Annotated in this window: 26 protein-coding genes and 2 pseudogenes; 18 read left to right on the top strand and 10 right to left on the bottom strand. The window is 65.6% G+C overall.

All coding sequences use genetic code 11. The features are described 5' to 3' along the window. Positions 1 to 7: 7 nt before the first annotated feature. Positions 8 to 1,576, bottom strand: coding sequence for a hypothetical protein (locus ABH933_RS11565; RefSeq protein ID WP_429417060.1), 1,569 nt, complete (start codon positions 1,574 to 1,576; stop codon positions 8 to 10). A 135-nt stretch (positions 1,577 to 1,711) separates the two neighbouring features. On the opposite strand from ABH933_RS11565, the gene ABH933_RS11560 reads away from it, so the two are divergent. Both ABH933_RS11560 and ABH933_RS11555 read left to right on the top strand, forming a co-directional pair. Further along, a complete protein-coding gene (locus ABH933_RS11560) occupies positions 1,712 to 2,725 on the top strand; it encodes a TIGR03617 family F420-dependent LLM class oxidoreductase (RefSeq protein ID WP_429417057.1) in 1,014 nt (337 codons plus the stop codon). Beyond that, a complete protein-coding gene (locus tag ABH933_RS11555) occupies positions 2,722 to 3,534 on the top strand; it encodes an enoyl-CoA hydratase/isomerase family protein (protein WP_429417054.1) in 813 nt (270 codons plus the stop codon). Before ABH933_RS11560 ends, ABH933_RS11555 begins: the two co-directional genes overlap by 4 nt. Before the next feature lie 588 nt (positions 3,535 to 4,122). Here the strand turns inward: ABH933_RS11555 and ABH933_RS11550 are convergent. Then, positions 4,123 to 4,539 (bottom strand): DUF5994 family protein, encoded by a 417-nt coding sequence (locus ABH933_RS11550; protein WP_429417051.1) that lies wholly within the window; start codon positions 4,537 to 4,539, stop codon positions 4,123 to 4,125. Further along, the gene (locus ABH933_RS11545) at positions 4,530 to 4,742 is read right to left on the bottom strand and encodes a hypothetical protein (RefSeq protein WP_429417048.1); all 213 of its coding nucleotides are present in this window, start codon (positions 4,740 to 4,742) and stop codon (positions 4,530 to 4,532) included. Before ABH933_RS11545 ends, ABH933_RS11550 begins: the two co-directional genes overlap by 10 nt. 118 nt (positions 4,743 to 4,860) lie before the next feature. Between ABH933_RS11545 and ABH933_RS11540 the strand changes: the two genes are divergently transcribed. Then, complete coding sequence (locus ABH933_RS11540) at positions 4,861 to 5,610, top strand: TetR/AcrR family transcriptional regulator C-terminal domain-containing protein (protein ID WP_429417045.1); 750 nt, start codon at positions 4,861 to 4,863, stop codon at positions 5,608 to 5,610. A gap of 322 nt (positions 5,611 to 5,932) precedes the next feature. Here ABH933_RS11540 and ABH933_RS11535 read toward each other — a convergent pair whose 3' ends face one another. After that, positions 5,933 to 6,685: a TetR/AcrR family transcriptional regulator C-terminal domain-containing protein gene (locus ABH933_RS11535; RefSeq protein ID WP_429417043.1), complete on the bottom strand. Its 753-nt coding sequence runs from the start codon at positions 6,683 to 6,685 to the stop codon at positions 5,933 to 5,935. A 176-nt stretch (positions 6,686 to 6,861) separates the two neighbouring features. On the opposite strand from ABH933_RS11535, the gene ABH933_RS11530 reads away from it, so the two are divergent. The 4 genes from ABH933_RS11530 (at position 6,862) to ABH933_RS11515 (ending at position 10,012) form a co-directional block, all read left to right on the top strand. Continuing rightward, a complete protein-coding gene (locus ABH933_RS11530) occupies positions 6,862 to 7,020 on the top strand; it encodes a hypothetical protein (RefSeq protein ID WP_429417040.1) in 159 nt (52 codons plus the stop codon). Positions 7,021 to 7,110: 90 nt separating this feature from the next. Beyond that, positions 7,111 to 8,328, top strand: coding sequence for a fatty acid desaturase family protein (locus tag ABH933_RS11525; RefSeq protein ID WP_429417038.1), 1,218 nt, complete (start codon positions 7,111 to 7,113; stop codon positions 8,326 to 8,328). Between the two features lie 101 nt (positions 8,329 to 8,429). Further along, positions 8,430 to 9,143: a DUF5994 family protein gene (locus ABH933_RS11520; protein WP_429417035.1), complete on the top strand. Its 714-nt coding sequence runs from the start codon at positions 8,430 to 8,432 to the stop codon at positions 9,141 to 9,143. Then, entirely contained in the window at positions 9,140 to 10,012 is an 873-nt protein-coding gene (locus ABH933_RS11515) for an SPFH domain-containing protein (RefSeq protein WP_429417032.1), read from the top strand. Before ABH933_RS11520 ends, ABH933_RS11515 begins: the two co-directional genes overlap by 4 nt. Positions 10,013 to 10,052: 40 nt before the next feature. On the opposite strand, the pseudogene ABH933_RS11510 reads toward ABH933_RS11515, so the two are convergent. Then, positions 10,053 to 10,256, bottom strand: a pseudogene (locus ABH933_RS11510) (phosphatidylinositol mannoside acyltransferase); the annotation flags it as partial. A 379-nt stretch (positions 10,257 to 10,635) separates the two neighbouring features. Between ABH933_RS11510 and ABH933_RS11505 the strand changes: the two are divergent. Continuing rightward, positions 10,636 to 11,109 carry a DUF5994 family protein gene (locus ABH933_RS11505; RefSeq protein WP_429417029.1) on the top strand — a complete coding sequence of 158 codons (474 nt, stop codon included), beginning with the start codon at positions 10,636 to 10,638 and terminating at the stop codon, positions 11,107 to 11,109. A 503-nt stretch (positions 11,110 to 11,612) separates the two neighbouring features. Next, positions 11,613 to 12,299 (top strand): alpha/beta fold hydrolase, encoded by a 687-nt coding sequence (locus tag ABH933_RS11500; RefSeq protein WP_429417026.1) that lies wholly within the window; start codon positions 11,613 to 11,615, stop codon positions 12,297 to 12,299. 927 nt (positions 12,300 to 13,226) lie between these two features. On the opposite strand, the gene ABH933_RS11495 is transcribed toward ABH933_RS11500, so the two are convergent. The 4 genes and pseudogenes from ABH933_RS11495 to ABH933_RS11480 all read right to left on the bottom strand — a co-directional run bounded on the left by ABH933_RS11495 (position 13,227) and on the right by ABH933_RS11480 (position 14,718). Next, the gene (locus tag ABH933_RS11495) at positions 13,227 to 13,382 is read right to left on the bottom strand and encodes a hypothetical protein (protein ID WP_429417023.1); all 156 of its coding nucleotides are present in this window, start codon (positions 13,380 to 13,382) and stop codon (positions 13,227 to 13,229) included. A 379-nt stretch (positions 13,383 to 13,761) separates the two neighbouring features. After that, the gene (locus tag ABH933_RS11490) at positions 13,762 to 14,226 is read right to left on the bottom strand and encodes a DUF5994 family protein (protein ID WP_429417020.1); all 465 of its coding nucleotides are present in this window, start codon (positions 14,224 to 14,226) and stop codon (positions 13,762 to 13,764) included. A gap of 34 nt (positions 14,227 to 14,260) precedes the next feature. Continuing rightward, positions 14,261 to 14,497: pseudogene (locus ABH933_RS11485) on the bottom strand (DUF5994 family protein); the annotation flags it as partial. A 59-nt stretch (positions 14,498 to 14,556) separates the two neighbouring features. Beyond that, positions 14,557 to 14,718 (bottom strand): hypothetical protein, encoded by a 162-nt coding sequence (locus ABH933_RS11480; protein ID WP_429417017.1) that lies wholly within the window; start codon positions 14,716 to 14,718, stop codon positions 14,557 to 14,559. 429 nt (positions 14,719 to 15,147) lie between these two features. On the opposite strand from ABH933_RS11480, the gene ABH933_RS11475 reads away from it, so the two are divergent. The 5 genes from ABH933_RS11475 to eno all read left to right on the top strand — a co-directional run bounded on the left by ABH933_RS11475 (position 15,148) and on the right by eno (position 20,142). Next, positions 15,148 to 15,867 carry a GntR family transcriptional regulator gene (locus ABH933_RS11475; protein WP_429417014.1) on the top strand — a complete coding sequence of 240 codons (720 nt, stop codon included), beginning with the start codon at positions 15,148 to 15,150 and terminating at the stop codon, positions 15,865 to 15,867. A 399-nt stretch (positions 15,868 to 16,266) separates the two neighbouring features. Further along, positions 16,267 to 17,004, top strand: a complete 738-nt coding sequence (locus ABH933_RS11470; protein ID WP_429417011.1) for an SDR family NAD(P)-dependent oxidoreductase — start codon at positions 16,267 to 16,269, stop codon at positions 17,002 to 17,004. A gap of 52 nt (positions 17,005 to 17,056) precedes the next feature. Then, positions 17,057 to 17,887, top strand: a complete 831-nt coding sequence (locus ABH933_RS11465; RefSeq protein ID WP_429417008.1) for a fumarylacetoacetate hydrolase family protein — start codon at positions 17,057 to 17,059, stop codon at positions 17,885 to 17,887. A 3-nt stretch (positions 17,888 to 17,890) separates the two neighbouring features. Then, positions 17,891 to 18,862 (top strand): phosphotransferase, encoded by a 972-nt coding sequence (locus tag ABH933_RS11460; RefSeq protein ID WP_429417005.1) that lies wholly within the window; start codon positions 17,891 to 17,893, stop codon positions 18,860 to 18,862. Further along, entirely contained in the window at positions 18,859 to 20,142 is a 1,284-nt protein-coding gene (gene eno, locus ABH933_RS11455) for a phosphopyruvate hydratase (protein ID WP_429417002.1), read from the top strand. The genes ABH933_RS11460 and eno overlap by 4 nt, the downstream gene beginning before the upstream one ends. An 80-nt stretch (positions 20,143 to 20,222) precedes the next feature. Here eno and ABH933_RS11450 read toward each other — a convergent pair whose 3' ends face one another. Further along, complete coding sequence (locus tag ABH933_RS11450; protein WP_429416999.1) at positions 20,223 to 20,957, bottom strand: GntR family transcriptional regulator; 735 nt, start codon at positions 20,955 to 20,957, stop codon at positions 20,223 to 20,225. A 124-nt stretch (positions 20,958 to 21,081) separates the two neighbouring features. On the opposite strand from ABH933_RS11450, the gene ABH933_RS11445 reads away from it, so the two are divergent. The 4 genes from ABH933_RS11445 to ABH933_RS11430 all read left to right on the top strand — a co-directional run bounded on the left by ABH933_RS11445 (position 21,082) and on the right by ABH933_RS11430 (position 25,344). Continuing rightward, positions 21,082 to 22,026, top strand: coding sequence for a substrate-binding domain-containing protein (locus ABH933_RS11445; RefSeq protein WP_429416996.1), 945 nt, complete (start codon positions 21,082 to 21,084; stop codon positions 22,024 to 22,026). Between the two features lie 78 nt (positions 22,027 to 22,104). Beyond that, positions 22,105 to 23,616, top strand: a complete 1,512-nt coding sequence (locus tag ABH933_RS11440) for a sugar ABC transporter ATP-binding protein (protein WP_429416993.1) — start codon at positions 22,105 to 22,107, stop codon at positions 23,614 to 23,616. A 1-nt stretch (position 23,617) separates the two neighbouring features. Then, positions 23,618 to 24,631 (top strand): ABC transporter permease, encoded by a 1,014-nt coding sequence (locus tag ABH933_RS11435; RefSeq protein ID WP_429416990.1) that lies wholly within the window; start codon positions 23,618 to 23,620, stop codon positions 24,629 to 24,631. After that, a complete protein-coding gene (locus ABH933_RS11430) occupies positions 24,598 to 25,344 on the top strand; it encodes an RraA family protein (protein WP_429416987.1) in 747 nt (248 codons plus the stop codon). The genes ABH933_RS11435 and ABH933_RS11430 overlap by 34 nt, the downstream gene beginning before the upstream one ends. Positions 25,345 to 25,364: the final 20 nt, after the last annotated feature.

The following is a 25,364-nucleotide window of genomic DNA, read 5'->3' as shown; positions in this document are numbered from 1 at the left end:
TTCGGCGTCAGGAGCCGACCGTCGAATGCTGTTCGGCGGGAGGGGAATAGACATGCGGTGACAGTTGCAGTGTCATGAAGCCGTTGTCGGCGCAGGTGACCCACAATTGCGAGCCGTGCCATTCCGGAGGCGACATGCACCAGTCGGTGGACAGATCACCGAAGGCGATATCCCCGCTGCGGGGACTCAATGCCTTCTTGGGATCGAACGCGCCCTGATTCAGCGCTTGCATGACCGACTGTGTACTGAGCAGGGGGAATCCGATAATGGAGGCCAAGGCGTGCGGGGAGTTCCACAGCTCGGTGTTGTGCCCGGTGCGCGCTCCCGGGTTGTAGTACGCGATCTCGCGGACATGCAACGGATCGCGCACGTCGAAGACCCGGATGCCGGAGGAGATCCAGCCGCAGGCCAGTGCCGTCGGGGTGACGGCGCGGTCGGCGGCGCAGTAGTGGGAGTCGTAGGCGAAGAGCGAGCCGCCCATGCTGGAAGCGATAGCGGAGGCGCGGTTTTCGACCAGGTTGATCTCCAGTTTGATCGAATTCACCACCCGCGGCCGCCTGTCATCGGAGATGTCGATGAGCTTCACTCCGCCGGAACCGGCCTCGTCCGCGGCGAAGACATAGGGTTTGCCGCCGTAGGTGACAGGTATGGCGTGCTGGGTCGCCCACCCATCCGTCCAGGTGGTCTGCGACAGCACCGGTACCTGCGGATTCGGATCGCGGCGCTGCACCGCGCTGGTGTCGAGAACGCTCATGCCGCCCATATTGTTCGCCAGATACATGCGATTGCCGTCGGCGCTCAGGCCCATGCCGTGCATGGACATGCCCGGCATGCCCTGCCAGATGACGTGCGGCCGAGACGGATCGGTGAGATCGACAGCGCTGACGATGCCGGGAACGACGCCCGAGGACCAATAGGTTCTGCCGTCCGGCGAGAACCCGCCTTCGTGGCCGGTCAGGGGGACGGGCATCGCCAGGTTCGTACCGGGACCGGGATTGAGCAGGACGGGGTGCGCGCAGTGGGAAACATCGTAGACCGCGATCAGGCCATAGCCGGTCAGCGCGGGAACTCCGATGCCAACCAGCAGCTTTCGGGCCGCATTGACCTTGAGACTCTCCCACGTCCCCGCCAGCATGGCCGGCGCGGTGAGCGTATCGGTGAGTACCGGGTGCGCGGGATTGGATACATCGACGACCTGCACACCATTGGTGTGCCCGACCATATTGCCGGGGAAGAAACTGCCCATGTACGCGCAGTGATCGAAGCTGGTCGAGGTGATGCCGCCCCCGCGCCCGGCATAGCCGCCCAGGCGAACGATATTGCAGCTGTAGCCGAGCGTGCTGCGTCCGCTATTGCGGTCGGCGGCGGAAACATCGCCCTGCAGGCCGGTTTCGGCGAGCGAACCCTTGCCGCAGTTCGCGCGGGGGACGGCGGTATTCGCGATGTCGTTCAGCTCTTGTACGGAGTCGGGGGAGCTGAGGGGTGGTTGCGCACTGCTGGTGCCCATCGGGAGAAGGGCTGCGGCCGTGGTGATTACCAGGGTGCGCCGGATGCGGCGGGCTGGGAGCGATCTCATGCCGGGCCCTCGCGGACGAGGGTGCTCGGACGCCGTTTCCGCCTGTCGCAATGATCGTCCGATCTTGCTCCGACGGCGCGGGAAAGTGGGGATGACCTCGAACACCCCAATAACGTAACATGATACTATGTAATTGTGAGAGTCGATCTGCAGCTCGACGGGCGGCCCGGTGAGATAGCCGCTCGCGCAGCCGAATTGGTCGCGTGCGGGGCCGACGGGCTGTTCACCTTCGAGGGCGCGCACGACGCCTTTCTGCCGCTGGCCGTGGCCTCGGGTGCGGTCGCGGCCGACCTGATGACCAATGTCGCCATTGCGCTGCCGCGCAGCCCGCTGCATTTGGCGCACGCGGCCTATGACCTGCAATTGCTCAGCGGCGGGCGATTCCGCCTCGGGCTGGGCTCGCAGACGCGGCCGCATATCGAAAAGCGTTACGGCGGTGAGTGGTCGCGTCCGGCGGCGCGGATGCGAGAAACGGTACTTGCGGTCAAGGCGATCCTCGGTGCCTGGCAGCACGGCGACGCATTGCGCTTCGAGGGTGAATTCACGCGGCACACCCTCATGCCGCCCATGTTCGATCCCGGTCCCAATCCCTCTGGGCTGCCGGAGATCTGCCTCGGTGCGCTCGGTCCGATCATGACCAGGGTAGCCGCGGAGGTCGCGGACGGGCTGCTAATCATGCCGTTCAACAGCGCCCGCCACTTCCGGGAGCGCACCGTGCCCGCCATCGAGGAGGGGCTCGCTCGCGCCGGTCGCGACGCTGCGGAACTGGCGATCTACCCGCAGGTGGTGGTCGCGACCGGCCGCACGTCGGACGAATTGGCAGCTGCCGCCGAGGGGGCCCGCCGATTGCTCGCGTTCTACGGCTCGACTCCGGCCTATCGCCCGGTCCTCGACGTGGAGGGCTGGGGTGATCTGCAACCGGAATTGCAGGATCTCTCCAAGCGTGGCCAGATCGCCGCGATGACCGAGCTCATCGATCACGGCATGCTCGAAACCCTCGCCGTCTACGGCACACCCGAGGACTGTGCCGCGGCCGTGCTCGCGCGATTCGGCGGCTACGCCGACCGAATCTGTTGCTATTTCCCGGGATACGAGGTGCCGGCCGCGCATGTGGCGGACCTGATCGCGGCACTCAGGGCATCGTCATGAGTGAGGTGCGCGTCGAAATCGACAGCGGGGTAGCGGTGGTGACCCTGAATCGCCCGGAGCGGCGCAATGCGTTCACCAGTGCGATGGGCCGTGCGCTCGGGCAGGCCTACCGTGATCTCGATGCCGATGATGCGGTGCGTGTACTCGTGCTGACCGGGGCCGCCCCGGCATTCTGTGCCGGGGCTGATCTCTCCGGTGGCGGAGATACCTTCGAAAGCCCCGACAGCGCGGCGTTTTCCGCCTCACCGGTCGATCCACCCGCGTTCGCGCTGCGGAAACCCGTCATAGCCGCGGTCAACGGGCATGCCATCGGCATCGGTATGACCCTGGCCATGCAGGCCGATATCCGTTTCGTCGCCGCCGACGCTCGCTACGCCATTCCGCAGGTTCGGCTCGGAGTCCTGCCCGACGCGATGGCGCATTGGACCGTAGCCCGGGTTGCGGGAATGGCGGTGGCCGCGGAGATTCTTCTGTCCGGCCGGACATTCGACGGCGACGAGGCGTACCGGCTCGGGCTGGCCGGTCGCAGCTTGCCCGCTGCCGACGTGCTCCCGGCCGCACTCGACATGGCCCGCGATATGGCAGTCAATGTCGCGCCCATGTCCGCGGCACTGTGCAAAAGACTGTTGTGGGACACCGCAATTAACGGCCACCACCCGAGCCGCGTCGCGGAACTCGAAACCGGACTGCACCTGCGGGTCATGGGCCGTCCCGACGCCGCCGAAGGCGTGCACGCACTCCTGGAACACCGCGATCCTGCCTGGTCGGCTCGACTGTCGGCGGAATGGAAGGAACTACCCGATTCGTGAACACTACTTCGCACGTGCGATCGAGTGCCGACAACTGGCGCCAAAATCGCAGGTCATGCCTTCGGTGTCGCCGTGCGCATGCCTACTGGCTTGATCCGGAGCTTCGGCCCTTCGGCCGTCGGGTGGTTCGGATTGATCAGCGTTAGGCCCACAGAATAGCAAAGTCGCAGGTCAACGGCCTGCGGCTTTGTTGCATACGTGTAGTTATCCGAACCGTTCCGCGCTTCAGCGCGCACAGCCGAGGCATGTCGTGCATAAGCTTCTGGATGGGCTTGTGGCTTTCGTCGCTGGCTGTCGATGGCGGAAGTCGGCGGTGGCACAACCAGCGCAGACGGATGCTGGGCTGCGTCGTCGGGGTCAGGTCAGCAGCCAGAGGCTCTCCTTCAACGCGGTTATGAGCCGGATTGAACATTCATGCCGCAAGCCGAAATGCGTTGTGCGCGGGTGGCGTCGAGCGCGCACCCGATGAGCACCTTGACCAGCCCCTGTCCCTCGTAGCGCGGATAGATCTCCGTGTGTACGAAAGCCCGGTTGACGCCAGCGTTCTCGTGGGTGACGATGCCGGCGAGCAGCGTGTTCGTTCGACAACTAGCCCGAAACCGATGCGAAACCGATTGGATTACCGGGGGATTGTTCTTCAGCCCAATCGAGAGTGGTCGTCGGTTCGCGGGCGACGGCGGCCATCAGGGCGGTATGTGCGCTGTCGTGGCTCGTGGTCGAGGCGATGACGCGCAGCACGATCATGCGGCCGTTGCTGCCGTAAATGTACATCGTGTTGCCGAGTTCGAATGGGTGGGCGTCGAGTTGTACCGCGCGGTTGCCGACGGTCAGCCGCCGGGGGACGCGTGACCAGCTTGCCCGGTCGTAGATGACGCGCTGGATGGGGCCCAACCGAACCGTCAAGACCGTCAATAGGTCCGGTAGTTCGGCGGTGAGTTTGCCGGATCGGGGCCACCATGCGCCGTCGAGGTATCCGTCGCTGTCGGCTTTCGGCTTCAGTCGCAATCGAGGTGTGTAGTCGGGCGGAACACGATGTCGGGCGGAACGGCGGTGAATCTGTAGTGGCGCCATGTGGGGGTCTCCTGTTCGGCGGCGAAATCGAATCGTGTGGCGGTGTCGATGTCGACCGGGTGCCGGATCGGTTGGTTGTGGCGCCTGGTATCCGGCCGGGTGCCCGCGATCAGGACGACCAATCCGGCCACGCCCATCGCGGCGATCCCTCGGATCTGTCGATAGCACCAGTAGACGCCTCATGCACCCATATGTCAACATTGTAGGTCTACACTAATGGAGCTGGTAACCGCTCCCGAGGAACGGAGTCCCGTGATGGCCGAATCGCCGATCAACCGCAGGTCCTCCCGGTCCGATACCGGTAGTTCCGATCGCGTGGGCGACGGCCGCAGGCACAGTCCGGTGACGCGGGACGCGGTGCTGGCCGCGGCGCTCGAAATCGTCGATCGTGACGGGGTCGAGGGGTTGTCGATGCGGCGTCTGGCCGAGGCGGTGGGGCGGGATCCGATGGTGATCTATCGGCATGTGCCGAACAAGGCCGCGGTGCTCGACGGTGTCGCCGAGATCGTGTTCGCGCAGTTGTCGGTCGACACCACGGATCCGGACTGGATGGCCCAATTACGAGTGGTGGCACGGGATTTCCGGCGGCTGGCGCTGGCGCATCCGCGGGTGGTGCCGCTGCTGGTGACCCGGCCGCTGGCGACACCGCTGGGCTTGCGGCCGCTGGCCGTGCTGCGGCCACTGGAGGACGTTCTTGCTCTGCTGACGCGTGCCGGGTTCTCCGGTGCGGATGCGTTGCATGTCTATCGGGCGTTGTTCGGGTTCCTGTTCGGGCATGTTCTCAACGAGTTGCAGGAGATCGTGGAACGGCCCGAGGAGACCGACGCCTTGTTGCGGCTGGGGTTGTATCGGCTGCCGGTCGGCGAGTTCCCGCTGCTGCGCGGGTTGGCCCCGGTGCTGGCGGCCTATGACGGTGCCGCTGAGCTCGAGCGCGGGCTCGATATCCTGCTGACCGGCCTGGCCGCGAATTCGACCGGCGCAGGCGGTGATCTTCGCCAGCGGTGATCTCAGTAGGCGCCGGCGCCGCCTTCGGAATCCCAACGTTGCTCTGCGGCATCTGTTTCGGTGTCGCTGGTGTCGTCTCGCATGGTGATCGCCACAAGGTCATCGATGGGTTGATGTGATGCGCGGGTCGGTGGCGGTCGTCGTGGTCGTGTGCACGGAGTCGGTGTTTGTGTCGGTGGGATGACCAGCAGGGCGATCCTGGTGCCGCCGATGTCGAAGACGTCGATAGTATGGGCCGGTTTGTGCCGGTAGCCGTCGAGTCGTACCGCACCGTCCTGCGGTGGCGAGTTCGGCGGGTGCGGCAGCCCACTCGTCTGTGGCGTCATTGTCGACGCTCCCGTCTCGGCCGCGGGGCGGCCGGGGTGATGGTGGCGGTGAGGCCGGTGAGCAGGATCTCGAGGCCGCGTTCGAACTCGGTGTCCCCGTCGTAGGCGGCCAGGACGGGGGCGAGGCCGCGCAGCAGCGGGAATTCACCGAGCGGTAGGCGTTGTAGCCCGAGTCGTAGCAGGTCGGTGGTTTCCTCGGGCCGTGCGACGATCTCCTGCAGTTCGGTGAGAACGTGGCCGTAGAGGAATCCGAACAGGGCGCGGTAGATGTGCAGGGCCTCGGTGTCGCTGAAGTCGGCGCGGGTGAGCAGTTCCAGAATGTGTTCCAGTGGTCGCAGGGTGCGCAGCGGGCGCAGTCCGAGCGGGGTGGCGAGCGGGTGCGTGACCAGCAGCGGAACCACGTTCGGATGGGCCACGGCCAGCTGGCGGAACTCACGCGCGACGACGCGCAGCTGGTGGCGCCAATCGGGGTCGCTGCTGTCGACGGTCAGTTGGCCGAGCATGATCTCTGTGACGCCGTCGAGGAGCGCGGCCTTATTGGTGGCGTGCCGATAGAGCGCCATCGGGTCGCGGCCGAGCGCCTCGCCGAGGCGCCGCATCGACAGCTGGTCGACACTGCCGCGGTCGATGATCTCGAGCGCGGCGGCCAGTATCACGGCGCGGCTGAGCGGGCTGTTGCGGGTGTGTTCGCCGACGGCGTGATTCGTACGTTGGTCCGGGCCGCCGGGTCCGGCCCTCGTGTCGTTCATCGTATTCAGCATCCCTTCCTCGAGCGTTCGGAATTATGTCAACGATGTAATCCTACGCTGTAGACGTTCGATGTATCGAAGCCTAGGCTGGAGTGATTACCGGTGCTTGCGGCGAACGGCCGGCCGACCCGGTCGGCCGCGGTCGAAACCGCGCATCCGGGGACGGGATCATTCCGATGACCGAGAACACGATCACGCACCAGGTCCAGGCAGCCAAGGAAACCCTGGAGAAACTCTTCCGCGGTGGCGACATCCGCGATCCGGCAGAGGGACGCGGATATCAGGGCCCCTTCGATCGAGTCGGGCAGACGCTGAGAGGCGTGTTCAAGCGCTGACCCCTTCCTCGACGAAGGGCATCGTCGCCCGAACACGCTCCTCGGGTCCGCGCACCGGTACAGCCCCACAGGAAGTCGAGGAAATCGACGATGGCAATCACAGAAGTCGCTGCCTACGCGCACCTGAGCGCGGCCGACATCGAGGCGCTCGGGCGCGAGCTCGACCAGATTCGCCAGGACATCCAGGACCAACGCGGAACCCGAGACGCCACCTACATCCGCCGCACCATCACATCCCAACGGACTCTCGACGCCGCGGCCCGACTGACGATCGCGATGAGCCGCACCAGAATCGGATGGATTCTGGGGGTCACCGGCTTGGCGGTAGCCAAGAGTGTCGAGAACATGGAGATCGGCCACAATGTGTCCCACGGCCAATGGGATTGGATGAATGATCCTGAAATCCATTCCAGCACCTGGGAATGGGACATGGCGGGTCTGTCGTCGCACTGGCGCTATGCGCACAACTATCGCCACCACGTGTACACCAACGTCCTCGGCATGGACGACGACATCGGCTTCGGAGTGATGCGAGTGACCCGTGACCAGCGCTGGCGACCGTACATGCTCCTGCAGCCGCTGCAGAACCTCTTGCTGGCGGCCACCTTCGAGTGGGGAATCGCCCTGCAGGGTCTTGACTCCGAATGCGCCCGCGCCGCGACCCGAGCAGAGAAGATCACGCAGGCCAAGGCACTCATCGGGAAGATCATCCGGCAGGCCGGCAAAGATTATGTCCTGTTTCCGGCGCTGACCGGCCCGCGCTGGCGCCGCACACTGGCTGCGAACGCCGCAGCCAACCTGCTCCGCAACCTCTGGGCCTACGTGGTCATTTTCTGTGGTCATTTCCCCGATGGTGCGGAGAAATTCATGTCCGCAGCGGTCGAGCACGAGACTACGCCCGAGTGGTACCTGCGACAGATGCTGGGCACCGCGAACTTCGACGCTGGACCGGTGCTGGCCTTCCTGAGCGGGAATCTGTGCTACCAGATCGAACACCACCTGTTTCCCGACCTGCCCAGCAATCGCTACGCCGAGATCGCCGGGCGGGTGCGGGTGCTGTGCGACAAATACGACCTGCCCTACACGACCGGTCCATTGCTGCGCCAATACCTGCTGACCCTGCGCACCATCCACAAACTGGCCCTACCGGACCGCTTCCTGATCGCCACCTCCGACGACGCTCCCGAAACGGCCTCGGAACGAAAGTTCACCAGCCCCAACACAATCGCCGCCGTTGATGCGGGCCCGCCAGCCGAACAGCACGGGTTGCGCTCCGCGCTCCGCGCGGCGGCAGTGCAACGGCTATAATCAATGTATCGGCGACACATCGCATACGACTATTTCGAGGTTGTATCGTCGTCCGATTCGAATAATCCGGCCGATTCGCGGCCCAGGCAGGAGCGTCGGTCATGACGCGACAAAAGAACCGACTCGGCATCGGGGCGCACGGCCCGCCCGGCGATCGCACACCGCGAGTGCTGTTGAAGGCCCACCTGCAGAAAACTGGCTACGTCGACGGAGCGTGGTGGCCCTACAGCGACCAACTCGCGACCGAGCTTCCGGGCCTGCTCACGGTCTTGGCCGCGCGGCTCGGCGCCATCCATCGGGTGGCTTATAACCTTGATGAATGGGCAAGTACCCGTGGCGAATTCGTGTTCACCGGGCAGGTGGTGCGGCTCGACGGATACCGTCACGGCACCGTCAACACGATCGAAGTACTCGGCGCACGGGATCGCCGACTGGTCCTGTTGGTGGTTCCGCCTTATACGGACGCGTATCACGCGTTCACGGCGATGACGTCCGCGTCCGTCGCGGACAACGAATCGACTGTCGACGAACTGTTGATGATCGGCGTACGAGAACGCACCGCCCGTACCGGCAGAGCTGCCGCGTTGCGACGGTGGCGGCTCGAACGCGTGACCGGCCGAACCCGCGAGGGCGACGGCGCCCGCAGGCCGCGCAGCGATGAGTTCGGCGCCGAGCCCTCGGATCTGCTGGCGACCACCGGAAGAAACGGCATCGAAGACGCCGAAATCGTTGCTGCACAGCAGCGTTGGGACTCCGATGGCGGAGCGGCCTGTGAGCTGCCTACACGGATTCGCGTACGGCAGGAGCAGTTGTGAACGTCCTCGGCGTGATCATCGCTGTGATCGTGGTGCTGCTGATCGTGGTGGCGTTCTCGGTTCGGGTGGTGACCCAGTACGAAAAGGGTGTGTTGTTCCGGCTCGGGCGTGTGGTCGCGGTTCGGGAACCCGGCTTGAACCTCATCGTCCCGGTCATCGATCGGCTCCGGAAGGTGTCGCTGCGCATCGTCACCATGCCGATCCAGTCGCAGGGCATCATCACTCGCGACAATGTCAGTGTCGACATCTCTGCTGTCGCCTACTTCCGGGTCGTCGATGCCGAGAAGTCGGTGGTCGCGATCGAGAACGTGTATGCGGCCATCGATCAGATCGCTCAGACCACGCTGCGCAAGGTGGTCGGTCAACACACTCTGGACCAAGCGCTCGCCGAGACCGACACCATCAACGTCGACATCCGGCAGATACTCGATACCACCACCCTGGAATGGGGCGTGGAAGTCACGCTGGTCGAGCTGAAGGACATTCAGCTGCCCGACAGTATGCAGCGTGCGATGGCCCGCCAAGCCGAGGCGGAACGTGAGAAGCGGGCGAAAATCATTGCCGCCGAAGGCGAATCGCTGGCGGCTGCGGCGCTCGGCGATGCCTCGGACACGATGATGGCTCACCCCCTGGCCCTGCAGTTACGCAACCTGCAGACCCTGATCGAACTCGGGGTCGACAAAAACACCACCGTGGTGTTCCCTGCGCCGCTGATGAGCGCGATCAGCGAGATCGGCACCTTCCTGGCCCGCGAGACCACCGCATCCACCACCCTGCACGCCGCCGCGTCGACACCCAACGGCACCTCCGACTCGCATCACGCCGCAGCCATGCCTCAGCGGGAGGGATGGTCGCCGGTTCTCGGGTGACGACAGTGACCCCTCCACACGTCGTCGGCGGGGGCGGGCCTACCGGTTGCAGCATGTGCCAGCCGGCGGAGTGGGCGGCGATACCGGCGGCGAACCGGCTGGCCAATGCCTGAGTGGTGTGCTGCACACCGCCGGTGATGTCGATCGGCGCGTCGACATCGAAACCCCAGCCGTCGGGGGTGAACCAGCAGTGCACCGGTAGCGGCGGAGCGCCGGTGTCGATCGCCAGCCGGGCCGGGCTGGCATGTGGGACGGTTCGCCGACGTGGAAGGGGGCGAGCCGAAAGGGTTCGACCCGAAGGCGAACACCCATGCGGCGGGGTGGTCTCATGCAATGCCGCAGGCCACTGTGGCATGCGCGCATATCGGGCCGGTGTAGGGTAAGGGCGTAGGGGGCTTCTCGAAGCCACCCGTGGTCTTGTCGTTACCCGGCGAACGAAAAGGGCCGCCACGCGGTCCCGGTCAGGAGCGTCGTGATGACGCCACAACACGAGCCGATCCTGCTGGACCGCTCCTCACGCTTTTCTCTCCGCAGCGGCGCCCTGCCGTCGTCACGGCGGTTACCGACACCGCGAGCGTCCCGCCACGGGGCGCAGGATCCCCGTCTCCTGCGGGCGGTCTGATATGACACAGAACCCGTCGCAGGACAGGGGCGGTGCCGCCGCCGACCGCGGCCTGGGCCGATTCCGGGCAACCGCCGGTGGTGGGCAACCATTCGGCACGCCGACCCGCACACCGCGACTGCTGCTCCGCGACTGTGACGAACAATCCAGTGGCGTCGACGGCGCCTGGTGGCCCAGAACCGACAACCTCACCAGCGAACTGCACGACCTGGTCACCGCCCTCACAACGCGACTGGGCGCGACCGCCCGGATCACCTTCGATTGGAATTCGCTGAGCCTGTCCCAGCGTGGCATCGACCCTCCCGATGGGATCGAGGTCGCTGGCCCGCTTCCGGGCCAGCCACCCGAGGTGATGTATGTCTTCGGGCCGCACGATCGGCGCCTTCGATTGTTGGTGATCGACCCCGCCACCCCCGCAGACCGCGCCGACGCGCAGATGCGCAAGGCCGTAAGCACCATTGCGGACCAGTCGTAATCATGAATTACCCTGGGCGGCGGCATGGCCGGCCTCCGCGCTTTGCCTGCCGGCCGCTATCCGGTAGTGCGGTTCCTCGATTGTCGACCACCCTGTATCGCTGCGGCACCGACAGTGGCCGTCTCATTCGTCGTCGCGGGCGTCGGGATCGCGCAGCGGCCCGTGCTCCGACCCAGCGTGGTGGCAGCGCGAGACGGAAGATCTTCAGCCATACCGACCCGATCTGTCTGCTCAGCGGTCCGGTCTTGTAGGGCAGCCGGTATTTCTCGCACAGGGTGCCGGGAGTGCGTTGGGGCCACGCTGTTTTGTAGGTGTTGACAGGTGGGTTGGTGCTGTCGGCGCGGCAGTCGACTGGCGGGCTGGGTGATGTTCTGGTGGATGAGCCCGACCTTTGGCGGGGGTGGTCACCGGGCGTAGAAGTCTGAGGGACGGTCTCGGATCGATTGGTGTCGGACCCCTCGCTTACCATTGCGAGCGCATTCCGAGCCCGCAAGGAGAACGAAATGAACCCGGATCTGGACTCGACGCCGATCCTGTTTCTCAGTGGAGCAGGTCTTCCGGCCTGGATCTGGGACGGGGTCCGCGCGGACCTGCCTGTCGAGTCGGTCGTGGCGGCGTATCCGAAGCGGGCTGACGCGCGTCTCGTTGACTGTGTGTCCTCAGTGCTGGCGCAGGCGCCGGAGGGCTCGTTCACGATCGTTGCCCATTCGATCGGCGGTGTCGTGGCAAGTCAGATCGTGGCGACTGCGCCCGAGCGCGTTGCCGGGCTGCTCGGGGTCGCCGCCTCGTTCCCCGCCGCCGGAACGTCGTTCCTTGCGGCATTACCTGCGCCGCAGCGTGTTGTTGTGGGCCTTGTCATGCGTGTCGCGGGAACTCGTCCCCCCGAGAAGGCGATCCGCTCGGCGCTGTGCGCCGGCCTCGACGAGGGCGACACCGCTCGCATTGTAGCGGAGTTCGGGCCGGAATCCCAGCACCTGTATCGGGACAAAGTGTCCAGCAGGACGTTCCCGGCGCGCAGCGGGTATGTCGTGACCACGGCGGACCGACAATTGTCCGCCGCGATGCAATATCGGCACGCGGCCGAACTCGGCTCCGGATTCCGTCGTGAGCTGTCCACCGGGCATCTGCCGATGCTGCAGGATTCCGCTTCGCTGGCGAAGGTCGTCCAAGAGTTCACTGCCAACGTGTGAATTCAGGCGTCACTGCAGGGGCTTCGGCGAAGAGCCACGCCGATCCCGAAGCCGCCGCCACCGTGCGGTATCCGACGTTGTACTTGCCCTGAAGCTCCCGACCCGACATCCCCGCCCGCGAATCCCGCCGGATAGCGGCATACAGCTCCACCTTCGACGCACGTAGCGGCAACAACGGCTCCCTCGGCGTTTGTCCACAGCACACAGATCCCCGCACCGCAACGCGGCCCGCGGTGTCAAAATTCGCCGGCTCCAACGTCTTCCGATCACAACCGGTGTCGAAATTCGCCTGTAAGCGGTGTCGTGGTTCACCTGCATAACCACAAGCGCCGGACCGCGGTGCAGGACAAGCAGATTCCCATGCGGCAGCCGTATGCCGGTGTGAGGCAGGCGGATTCGGCCTGCTCAAGCAGGGTGGCACCGGTGTTCTCTGCGGTGACACCGCTGCCGGAGAAGCGCACCGTCCCCTGGCATCCGCCGGGTCCGCGGGGGCGGAGGTGACGGTGAATTCCTCGCTGTGCAGGCGGTCGTCGAGCTGTCCGGCCGTGTAGATGGTGCGTACCGCCGCCATCAGCGACGGTGGGCCGCACAGGTAGGTCTGTGCGTCGGCGGACCACGGCGCCACTCGTTGCAGCTCGTCCGTCGTAGCCGAAGCGGCCGACGGCGGGCCCAGTGGCCGCGCAGGTCCACGGCGCGGCGCCGGCGGCCATCGGCTGCTGCGCTGTGGCATCCCGCGTGTAGTCGGCCAGCATGCGCAGCATGGACAGCACCGGTGTGATGCCGCTGCCGCCACTGATCAGCAGGATCCGCTGCGGGCGCGGATCGGGCGAGGGCTACCGCGGCATTCGATAGGAAAGCGGCGAGGGTTGCCGCGCGTGCGACGGCCAGCACCAGGCCGATCAGGATCACCCGCCGCGCCCCGAACGGTCAGCGCCCGTGCCGGTCCCGCTTGCATACCTCTCCGTGGTGTTCTTCGATGATGTGGTCGAGTCGGTGGCGGATCGCGGGATCGGTTGTGGCGGCTCGTGTTCTACGAAGCGCGGCGAGATCGCGCATCAGTTCCAGGTAGTCTTTCTCACTCACTGTGGACATCGGCTACCCCCGCCCCCGCCCCCGCCGCCGGCGACAGCGGTCCACTTCGCGTAGGTTCGTGCTCCGATTCTCTTGGTGCATCGGTCGTACGGCCGGGGCTGTCCCGTTGCCCACCGCATCCGGGTGCCGGCCTGTGCGGGCGTGGTGTCGGCGGGTATGACGAGTAGTGCCAGTCGGGTGCCCTTCAGGCCGTACAGGTGCATGATGCCGCCCTGTCTGTCGTCGCTGAAGGTGGATGCCGCTGTGTTCCAATCGAATCCGATTCGAGCCAGTCGACCGAGGCGTGGTGCGAGAACATTGACTACCTCGCGCCACATCACTCGTGGCGCTCGCGTCCGCGCGCTCACAAGCGACGGCACAGGTTCGCCGGTCATTCTGAAATGTCACCAGGGGTGTTTCGCCCGGCCCTGAGCAGGTCGGTGATGGTCGATGTGTTGCCTCTGGCGGCCGCGGCCGCCATCGTGACGAGCGCGGAGTGGACGGTGGTGCAGGGCGGGACGATCAGTAGCGCGACCCTGCTGCCGGCGAGCCCGACAACGTCGAGGGTGTGTGGCGGCTTGCGGTGGAACCCGCCGAGCCGCACCCAGCCTGCAGCGACGGTGAATCCGGCCGGTGCTTGATCCCAATCGTCGAGGTGGTAGATCACGCGGTGCACGAGGCCGAGCCGGGTCGCCAACGCCGTGAGCAGGGCCGGCAGCTCGGTGGTGAGGTGATGGCTGTGGGGCCACCACGCACCGTCGACCCATCCGGTGTGCGGTGGTTGGGTGTCGACCAGCAGACGCAGCGAATGTGCGGGTGGCCTGGGATTGTCGTATCGGGGTTGCCGTGAGGTCATGATCGATGCTCCCGTCTCGGCGCGCGGGCCGAATTCATGCGCCATCGTCGCAGCGCGGCGGCTCTGCCGGTGCGGTTGGTGCGTTCTTGGGCGCCGGCTGCGGGGTGCCGTGCGGGTATCGGTCCAGTCGCACCATCTGCCCGGCGAATACGAGTTCGCCACAGGTACTCGCCCGGTCACCGAGACGACAAGTAACCCGATGGATGGGATCGAGCCGCACTGCCAAGACCGTGAGCAGGGCCGACAGCTCGCTGGCAAGTTCGTGGCCGTGGGGCCACCATGTCGGCCGCGCTCACGTGCGCGTAGACAGCAAACTCTGTAATTGCCATGTCAGCGCTTGAACACGCCCCTCAGACTGTGCTCCAGCCAGTCGAAGGGGCCGTGACTCCCTGTACGCCCTTCAATGGGGCCCCGGGCACCGACGTCGCGGAAGCGTTTCTCAATGCCTTCCTTGGCGGTCCAGATTCGATCCGTGATCTTGTTCTCGGTCATCGGAAAAGATCCCGTCCCCGGATGTACGGTTCGGCCGCGGCGGCCACATCGACCGACCGTTCGACGCACGCACCGGCTATCGCCACAGCATAGCTTCGGCTACCTAACATGTCTACATCGTAGAATTACACAGTTGACATACGCCTCTCGCGCTGGGGTCGCGTCAGCTGTTCCAGCGCTTCCTGTCACGCCCATGGCTGCTCGACGCACCGACGACCATCCCGCTGACACCACACAACGCGGCCTGGCTGGATGCCCTCATCACCGTCCTGAAGCCGACCGGCACCCAGGTCGAATGGTTGAAATCTCCAGGCCCCCAATTGATCTCGACTATATTGGCAGGTCAGTACCGGTCGTGACGACTCATCGGGTGCGGCTCTCCCATCAGGCCGTTCATGTACAAGTACGCAAGCATGCGACGATAGATCGGTGAGCACCAAGCCGCACGGCACCGGTGACGTACACCGGATGGCACCCATCCGGCGTGAACGCGTCCGCGCACGCACATCCGACCGGATCTACGACGAGTTGGTCTCCGCCATTCGAACCCTGCGCATCCCACCGGGCGCGTCGCTGTCCGAGACCGACCTGTCCGCCCAGCTGGAGGTCAGTCGCACGCCGCTGCGTGAGGCAATCGTGCGTCTTGTCGACAATGGGTTGGTGTCCGTCGTACCGCAGGTGGGCACGCGGGTGGAGCGAATCCGGTTACAGGACGTGGAGGAAGCGCGCTTCGTCCGTGAAGCCCTGGAACTAGCCGCCTTTGCGGAGGCATGCGAACGGCCGGACCGCGATGTGAGCGCAATGCGGGCGCTGCTCATCGAGCAGGAACGTTGCCGCACAACCCACGACCTCAGTGCCTTCTTCGCCGCGGACGAGGCGCTGCACCAGCAGATCTTCGTGCTCAGCGGGCACAGCGGTGCCTGGACGATGATGCAGCCGATGAAGCTCCAGCTCGACCGGCTACGTCGGCTGAGCCTTCCCGAATCCGACACGGTACGGGAGCTGATCGACGAACACACCGCGATCGTCGACGCGCTGGAGGCGGCTGACATCGAGCGCGGCCAGACGCTGCTCCGCGGACACATCAGCCGGGTACGCCGCTACGGTCGTATGTTGCGCGAGCAATATCCCGACTACTTCGCTGACTGACCCGGAGACGTGGAACCGGCACTCGGGGCTCGATACTGACCCCGTCGACTTATCGAACGGCCTGGCCGTAGCGGACCTCGGCCGCCACCGCGGCCTCGGCGCTGACTGGCGACGCTGGCCCTGGACTGTCCGGGCTCGCGCAAAACGTCACCGACTGCACCGATCTCATCGCCGCGAACCGGCAGCTGAATACTTGCATACAAGAAGACTGGTATGCAAGATTGGGTCATGATTTCCGACACCGCCACCTGAGGCGACACCTCTCCCGCCGCCTACCGCCGCCGCGGACGAGCCCACACGATCGGGCTATCCGCGCGGCGTGCCGGGGGGAGGCCCTCGGCATCGGGTAGGCCACACGACGTTTCCATTCATCGACGAATTCAGAAGCTGGAGTAGCCAATGGCACGCTTTGACGGCCGCAAGGTCCTGGTCGCAGGGGCAGGATCCGGTATCGGCTGGGAAATGACCCGACTGTTTCTCGAAGAGGGCGCCCAGGTGATCGGCGCGGACCTCGACCCCGACAGCCTGCCCGCTGGGGCGCACGCTGTCCGGGCCGACATCAGCGTCGAGGACGATGTCGCCCGATTGTTCGATACCGCGGCTCGCCTATTCGGAGGCGGAGCCGACATCCTGTGCAACAACGCGGGAATCGGTTCGACCACCGATGTCTTGGACGCCACGGTCGAGGAATGGGACCGTGTGTTCGCGGTCAATGTTCGTGGCACATTCCTGTGCACCAAATTCGCGCTGCCGCACATGCTCGGCCAGGGCAACGGAGTCATCGTCAACACTGCCTCTGTCGCGGGGATGATCGGGCTCCCCGACCGGGCGTCCTACTCCGCGAGCAAAGGGGCGGTCATCGCACTGACCAAGCAGGTCGCCGTGCAGTGGGCCAAGCAGGGTATCCGCTGCAACTGCATATGCCCGGGCACAGTGGATTCCCCGTGGGTGGGCCGGCTACTGGCGCAAGCGGACGATAGCGATACCCGGCGCGCGCAGCTCGTTGCCCGTCAGCCCATGGGCCGGCTGGCGCAACCCGTGGAAGTGGCCAAGGCAGCACTGTATCTGGCCAGCGACGACGCGGCATTTGTCACCGGCAGCGAATTCGTCATCGACGGCGGAATTCTCGCCGGCTGACCTCCTGACACCGAACACAACGACTGAGAACGGGTAGAAGATGCGCATTGGTGTGACAGCCGGCCGAGCGAAGATAGTCACGGGCGACCGGGCGATCGACATCGCGGATGCGAGCGGAGGGCGCTTCGGGCCCGACCCCCTGGCGGTCTATGACCGGTGGGATGAATTCCTGCTCTGGGCCGGCGGCGTCCCGGTCTCCGATAGCGAGCCGTTCGAGGTGGACAAGGCCGACGCCCCCGTACCGCTGCCCCGGCAACTGTTCGGAATCGGGCTCAACTACCGCGCCCACCAAATCGAATCAGGGCTACCGGAACCGGAGTTCCCGCTGGTGTTCACCAAGTTTCCCAGCTCGGTGACCGGCCCTCGAGGCACTATCGAACTGCCGACCGACCAGGTGGATTGGGAAGTCGAGCTGGCCGTGGTGATCGGGCGCCGCGCCCATCACGTCACAGCTGACCGAGCGTGGTCGTTCGTCGCGGGACTAACGGCGGCGCAAGATATTTCCGCGCGCGACGTGCAGATGCGGCCATCCGGGACACCGCAGTTCAGTCTCGGCAAGTCCTTCCCCGGCTTCACGCCGCTGGGGCCGGTGCTGGTCACCGCCGACGAGTGGGAAAACCCGGACGCGATCGCGCTGTCGTGCGAGGTCAGCGGTCAGCGGATGCAAGCCAGCAATAGCTCGGACCTCATCTTCGACGTCAGCACGCTCATCGCCTACCTGTCCGGCATCGTGACGTTGCTGCCCGGTGACGTGATTCTCACCGGCACCCCATCGGGTGTCGGCCTGGGCCAACAGCCACCGCGTTACCTGACCGACGGCGACGAAATCGTCACTCGCGTCGGGGATCTCGAAATGCGTCACCACGCCCGTAACCGGAGGTGAGCAGTGTTCACCACCGAGACCATCATCCCTTACCTGATCGGCCGTGGCGTAGTTCCCCGGGGCAGCGCCGCCGCCGCGTACCCACTGTCCGGAGGGGTGTCGAACGAGGTGCTCGCAGTGCGGGGAGACGGGGTGGACGTCGTGGTCAAGCAGGCGCTGCCACGCTTGCGAGTGACGCAGGAGTGGTTCGCCGACCCCGCCCGAATCCTGGTCGAGGCCGCGGCGCTGCGCGTGGTCGGCGAGCTGGACCCCACCGCGGTACCAAAGGTGATCGACACCGACGACCAAGCGCTGACCCTTACCATCGAACGCGCACGCGGACAGTGGACCGACTGGAAAACCCAACTCCTCGCTGGAACCATCGACCCCGCGGTCGCCTGGACCGTTGCCACCGCACTCGCCCTATGGCACACCGGTACCGCCGGCCGGAGCAGCCTCGCCGCCGACTTCGGTAACACACACTTCGCGAGCCTGCGCATAGCACCGTTCTACCGCGCGGCAGGCGCGGCCCACCCCGGCGTTGCCGACAAGGTCGACGCACTGGCCGACCAGCTGCTGCGCGAGCGCACCTGCCTGGTACACGGCGACTTCTCTCCGAAGAACATCCTGGTGAACGGTACCGACGCCTGGGTCATCGACTGGGAGGTTGCCCACTACGGGTCCCCGGTCTTCGATCTCGCCTTCCTCAACACCCATCTGCTCCTCAAAGCGGTCCACCGGCCCGAGGACACTCTCGGCTACCACGGGGTGGCGGACGCCTTCAACCACGGGTACACCAGTGCGGTGCACGGCGACCTGGTCCCGGAATCCGGGCAGCTGGCCGCGCACGTCGGATGCCTACTGCTGGCGAGGGTCGACGGCAAATCTCCAGCGGAATATCTCACCCACAGCGGCCGCGGACGAGTACGAGAGCTGGCCCTTGCCGCGCTCCACCGCGCGGCCGACCTCGAAGAACTCTGGAAGACCATCTCATGACGGACACACGCATCACTTCCCTGCTCGCGTGGGAAGCACTGGACTCCCGCGGGACCCCCACGGTCGCCTGCGAGGTACTGCTGGCCTGCGGCGCCCGGGGGCAGGCGATGGCACCCTCCGGCGCCTCCACCGGCACCCACGAGGCAGCCGAGCTGCGCGACGCCGATCACCGCTACGCCGGACGTGCCGTCACGCGAGCCGTCGCCAACGTGGAGACCACACTCGCCGAGGCCGTTCACGGCCTCGACGCTCTGGACCGATCCGCGGTCGATACTGCTTTGCTCGCCACCGATACCGATGCCGCGCTGTCGAATGTGGGAGCCAACGCGGTGCTGGCGGTGTCGGTCGCGGCCGCGCTCGCCGCCGCCGATGCCCGCCGAATGCCCTTGTACCGCAGCGTTCTCGACGCCGGCGCTGCACCGTTGCTGCCACTGCCGATGATCAATGTCATCTCCGGCGGCGCACACGCAGGCGGTGCGATCGATATTCAGGACATTCTCGTCGTTCCGGTGGGCGCCGACTCGTTCAGCCAGGCGCTCGAATGGTGCTGGAGTGTCCGGCGCGGCACCGCCACGGCCGCCGAACAGCGAGGCTTGTCGACTGCGCTCGTCGCGGACGAAGGCGGGCTCGCCTTCCCTCTGACGCGCAACCGCGACGCCTTCGACCTGGTCACCGAAGGGATCCACCGCGCAGGACTCGAGCCGGGGACACAGGCAGCTATCGCGGTGGACGTCGCGGCCACCCAATTCTTCCATGACGGCCGATATCTTCTCCGCACCGAAGACCGCGCGCTGACCAGCGCCGAACTCATCAGCGAATTCCTCGAGTGGACAACCACCTACCCGCTGATTTCCATCGAAGACCTCCTCGCCGAGGACGATTGGGACGGCTGGGAACAGGCCACCGGACAGCTCGACAGCACCCAATTGCTCGGCGACGACCTGTTCGTTACCAACCCGGCCCGGCTGCAGCGCGGAATCACCCATCACGTCGGCAACGCGGTGCTGGTCAAACCGAACCAGATTGGGACCCTTACCCAGGCGCGGTCCGTCGTGCGCACCGCGCACGATGCGAACTACCGGACGGTGCTCTCCGCCCGCTCCGGCGATACCGAAGACAGCTGGCTCGCCGACCTGGCGGTGGGCTGGCGTACCGGCCAGATCAAGGTCGGTTCCACCATGCGCTCCGAGCGCACTGCCAAATGGAACCGGCTACTGCACATCGAACGCGAACTCGGTGCGGCGGCGGAATTCGCAGGCTGCGACGCCATCCGCCGGTGACTTCGATACGTTGCCGCGCAACGGGATCAGATCGCGGTGCGGTTGGGGCCGCTGCCGGACCGATCCCGTGCAGGCACCGCTCATGGGGTGAAATACCCCGGGTGCTCGGACTGGACCCTTCCGGCCTGGTCGAGCACGTGCCGAGAATGTACCGTGATGACGCGTATACCCTCCTCGACGTCCCTGTTCTCGAGCAGATCCACAATGCGTATGTGCTCGTCGATGACGTTCCGCGTGGTCACGGTCTCGGAAAACGCCAGTCGGCGAAGTCGGTCCAGCTGCAGCTTCGAGCGCTGTATCACGTTCCAGAGCCCCGGATAACCGCCCAGCCTGAAGATCTCCTGGTGCAGATCCTCATCCGAGACGAAGAAGGCTTCGACGTCGCGGTCGGTCACTGCCTGCTCCTGACGTAGCAGAATGCGCCGGAGCTCGCCGACATCGCCACCGGATTCGCAGGCTTGCTGGAATGCTGCCGTCTCGAGGGCGCGGCGAATGAAGCAGGCTTCCCGGGCCTGCGAGAGGTCGATGAGTGCCACGCTGGTCCGGACCTGGGAGACGACGCTGAGTAGGCCCTGATCGACCAGCCGGGAAATGGCTTCCCGCAACGGCGTCCGGCTTACCCCCAGCTGCACGGAGAGCTCGGCCTCGGACAGGAGAGCCCCTGGTTCGAGCCGCAGGTCCCGGATCGCGGACATGAGCTCGTCGTGGACCCGGTCCGACATGCGCTGCCGAGCCGGGGTGCGGGCGACCTGCCGCAGACCTGCAGACGGTGCGGGTGGCGGCGGCCCCTCAGCGGATCGGGAAGTAGAAGTCATGCTCGATTTTCACTCATCGGAGGGCTTGTATACAAGTATGTTTGAACTCTAGTATGTTAGCCACCTGCAATCAAAGGAGATTGGAATGCAGCGGAGATTTTTCTCACTCGTCGCAGCCGGGGTCTTGACCGTTCTTGCGGTCTCGGGGTGCGGGCCTGCGGGCAGCGGTGGTGCGGGCGGCAGTGGCAAGAAGCTCACGGTCGGGCTGATCATGCTCCAGGGCGACGAATACTTCAGGGGGATCCAGACGTCGTTGGAAGCGGCGGTGAAGGCCGACGGGGGTACGGTCGTCGCGGCCAACTCGAACAACGATGCAGGCGCGGAGGCTGCCGCCGCGCAGAACATGATCCAGCGCCAGGTCGACGCGATCATCATGCAGCCCGTTACCGTTGCCGGCTCGCTGGCGACGATGAAATCGATCAAGGCTGCGAACATCCCGCTGATCTGCTACGGCAACTGCACGGCCGATGCCACGAGTCCCTCCGTTGTCAAGGGGGTCGTCCAGTCCGACAACACGGCCCTGGGAACGGCCACCGGAAAGGCCGCCGCGGAATACATCAAGAGCAAGCTCGGCGGGTCGGCGCGCATCGGCATCCTGAACTGCGACAGCGCGGCCGAAACCTGCAAATTGCGCAAAGCCGGCTTCAAGAAGGCGCTCCAGGATGCGGGCGTGACGGCCACCTATGCCTCCGACCAGGAGGGATTTCTCGCGGACAAGGCCACCACTGTCGCCACCAACATGCTCTCCGGGGATCCCGGCATCAACCTGCTCTGGGCTGCCAATGAGGGCGGCACCGTCGGCGAGGTGACCGCCGTCGCGCAGTCCGGCAAAGCCGTGCCGGTCTTCGGCACGGATATTTCCAAGCAACTTGCCGGTTTCCTGGAGGACAAGAACGACATTCTTCAGGCCACGACCGGGCAGGACCCGCAGACCACAGCGAAGGACGCGTACCAGCAGGCCGGAAATGCCGTTGCGAGCAAGGCGAACTCCCCGCTGGAGACCGACCTTCCCGGAATCACCTATACCCGTGACGATCCGGCCGCAGTGAACAAGTACCTGGGCAAGTAGGAACACCGAACGGCCACGTGCCGAGGCTCTTGCGCGCCCCGGCACGGTGTCTGCCCGGTCAACGATGAAGGAACGCTTGTGGATAAGACTGCTCCTCCGATCCTGGAATGCATTTCCCTCAGCAAAACCTATGGAACCGTCAAGGCGCTGGTAGACGTCAACCTCACCCTGCGTGCGGGGGAGGTGCGGGCCCTGCTCGGGAAGAACGGGGCCGGGAAGTCGACCCTGGTGAACCTCATCTCCGGGTCCCAGCAGCCGGATCCGGGCAGCGGAAGACTGCGCGTGTCCGGCAAGGAGGTGCATTGGAGCCGGCCGGGCGACGCCCGGGCCGGCGGCATCGCGATGGTGCACCAGGAGTTCAGCCTCGTGCCGGGACTGTCGGTGGCGGAGAACATCACGCTCGGTCGCTGGCCCGAACGCCAGGGCTTCATCGACGCCAAGACGTTGGAGGACAATGCCCGGCGGGCCATCGAGATGCTGGGCGAACCGATTCCGCTCTGGCAGGAAGTCGGCAACCTTTCCCTGGCGCAGCAGCAACTCGTCGAAATCGCCAAGGCACTTCTCGACGAGCCCCGGGTACTGATCCTGGACGAGCCGACCAGCGCCCTGAACAGTCACGAGGTCCACGCGCTGCTGGCCCTGATCCGACGCCTGGCCGGTCAGGGAGTGGCAATCATCTATGTGTCGCATCGGATGAAAGAGATCCCGCTCGTTGCCGACACACTCACCGTGTTGCGAGACGGCCGCGAAGTGCAGACCTTCGGAGCGGACGAAGCGAGCGCCGAGAAGGTGGCCGCGCTCATCGCGGGCGAGAGCGGCCAGGTGGCCGCCCGGATAGAGCACCGGGATCGTCGGAACGAGCCGGTCGTACTGTCGGTGCGGGACATGCACATCACCGGTGTGCTGGGCGGCGTCGAGTTCGATCTGCACGACGGTGAAGTGCTCGGCATTGCCGGGCTGCTGGGATCGGGGCGGACCGAGCTCCTCGAAGCCATCTACGGCCTGCGACCCGGCGTCCGGGGCGAGGTGTCCGTGGCCGGCGAACGCATCCTGCGGCGCCGCCCCCGCCGCATGCTGGCCAGGGGAGTCGGACTGACCCCCGAGGACCGGAAAGGCTCCGGAATCGTGCCGATGCTCGGGGTCGGGGAGAACATCCTGCTGTCGGCCCGGGGCCGGGTGCTGCCCCGGTTCTGGATCAAGCCCCCGCGCGAGGCCGCGGTGACGACCGAGACGCTGCGCGCGCTCTCGATCGTCGCATCGACAGCAGGTCAAGAGATCGGCACGCTGTCCGGCGGAAACCAGCAGAAAGCTGTGATCGGCCGGCTGCTGGCGGCGAAGATGTCGGTGCTACTGCTCGACGAGCCGACCCGCGGCATCGACGTCCACGCCAAAGGCCAAATCTACAAGCTCATCCGAGAGTTGGCCGTGAACGGGATTTCCTCCATCTTTGTCTCCTCGGAGCTCGAGGAACTCTCGGAAGTCTGCGACCGCGTGCTGGTGCTCAGGGATGGCCGGATCCGAGACGAAGTCGTCGGGGCCGGTGCCACGACGGAAAAACTATTGGCACTTGCCATGAAAGAAGGCAACTGAAATGTCCCACCCGGAAGTCATGCGGCCCCAGAAAAGGGCCGTCGAATCCGAGGCCGGCGGCCTGTTCACGCGCATCCGCTCTTGGGAGGGCATCGGCCTGCTCGGCGTGCTGGTGCTGGTCTTCCTGGTGCTGTCCGTCAGCGCACCGAACTTTCTCAGCGCGCGCAACCTGCTCAACATTCTTCAGCAAGCCGCTTTCTTCGGGATTGTGGCTTTCGCTATGACGCTGGTCATCGTCGCCGGCGAGATCGACATCTCCGTGGGATCCTTGGCCGCGCTGTCGTCGGCCCTGCTGGGAGTCATGGTCGTCAACCTTGGATTGCCGATGTGGGCCGCGTGTATTCTGGTGCTCGCCGCCGCCGCTGCCATCGGCGCCTCCGCCGGATGGATCAGGGCGGTATTCGGGGTGCCGACCTTCATCGCCACGTTGGCCCTGTATCTGGGATTGCGTGGAGTGGCCATGCTGATCACCAACACGTTCCCGATTCCCGTCGACTCCGGCAAGTTTTTCTACTGGGGGAGCGGAAAGATTGCCGGAGTCATTCCCGTGCCGGCCGTGTATCTCCTGATCGTTTTTATCGCGATCGCGGTAATCGCACGCAAAACGGTGTTCGGCCGGTCGATCTACGCCGTGGGCGGAAATGCCAAATCCGCCGAATTGTCCGGCATCAACGTACGCACCATCCGGATTTCGGTGCTGGCGATCTCCGCGTTGACCGCGGCGGTTACCGGGTTGCTCCAATCCGCACAGCTGTCCTCCGGAAACGGCACCATCGCCAACGGACTGGAGTTCGATGCGATCGCCGCCGCCATCATCGGCGGCGCCTCGCTCAGCGGCGGCAAGGGGACCATCGTCGGGACCCTGATCGGTGTCCTGTTCATCGCCGTACTCATGAACGGGATGGTGCTGCTGGGGGTCGACCCCTATGCCCAGCAGGTTGTTCGCGGCGCCGTCGTCCTCGTCGCGGTCTTGGTGAACGTATGGCGTTCACGCCGGGCGACAACCTCGACCTGACCAGCGGGCCACCGCCACCCGAGGATCATCGACACAAGGAAGAAATGGCCACGATACCGCCCAACGACACCGAACGATTCGATCTCGTTGCCGCTTCGCTCTACACCCCGGTACTCGGCGACGTCCTGGATGCGCTCGGCCGGACACACCAGTTCCTACCGGCTGCGGTGCAGCCGCTACTGCCCACCATGACCGTGGTCGGCCGGGCGATGCCGGTGCTGGTCGGGGACGTCTTCGGGATGCCGGCGAAGCCTTTCGGCAAACTGACCGAAGCCCTGGACGCTTTGCGGCCCGGCGACGTCTACCTGGCCCGCCGCGGCCGTCTCGATTGCGCCGCCTGGGGCGAGATCATGACTACGGCCGCACGTGCCGCAGGGGCGGTCGGCGCCGTCATCGACGGGTACCACAGGGATACCGACAAGGTCTTGGACCAGAAATTTCCGGTCTTCAGCCGCGGCAGCTACGGCCAGGATTCGGGAGTCCGAGGCACTGTGCTCGACTACGGGATTCCCCTCGAAATCGACGGTGTTCAGATCACCCCCGGAGACCTCGTCGTGGGAGACCGGGACGGCGTCCTGGTCATCCCGGCCGCCCTCGAGGACGAAGTGCTGGCCCGCGCGTTGGACAAAGCCGGCGCCGAGAACCAGGTCCGCCACGCCATTGAACAGGGAATGAGCACCACTGAAGCCTTTGCGACCTACGGCGTCCTGTGAACGCCGCAGCTACAGCCCGC

Origin of the sequence: Nocardia sp. GP40 (assembly GCF_050434125.1) — a bacterium.
GTDB classification, from domain to species: domain Bacteria; phylum Actinomycetota; class Actinomycetes; order Mycobacteriales; family Mycobacteriaceae; genus Nocardia; species Nocardia albiluteola.
The sequence above is the reverse complement of the archived record's forward strand: the minus strand, read 5'-3'. Positions and strand labels throughout refer to the sequence as shown.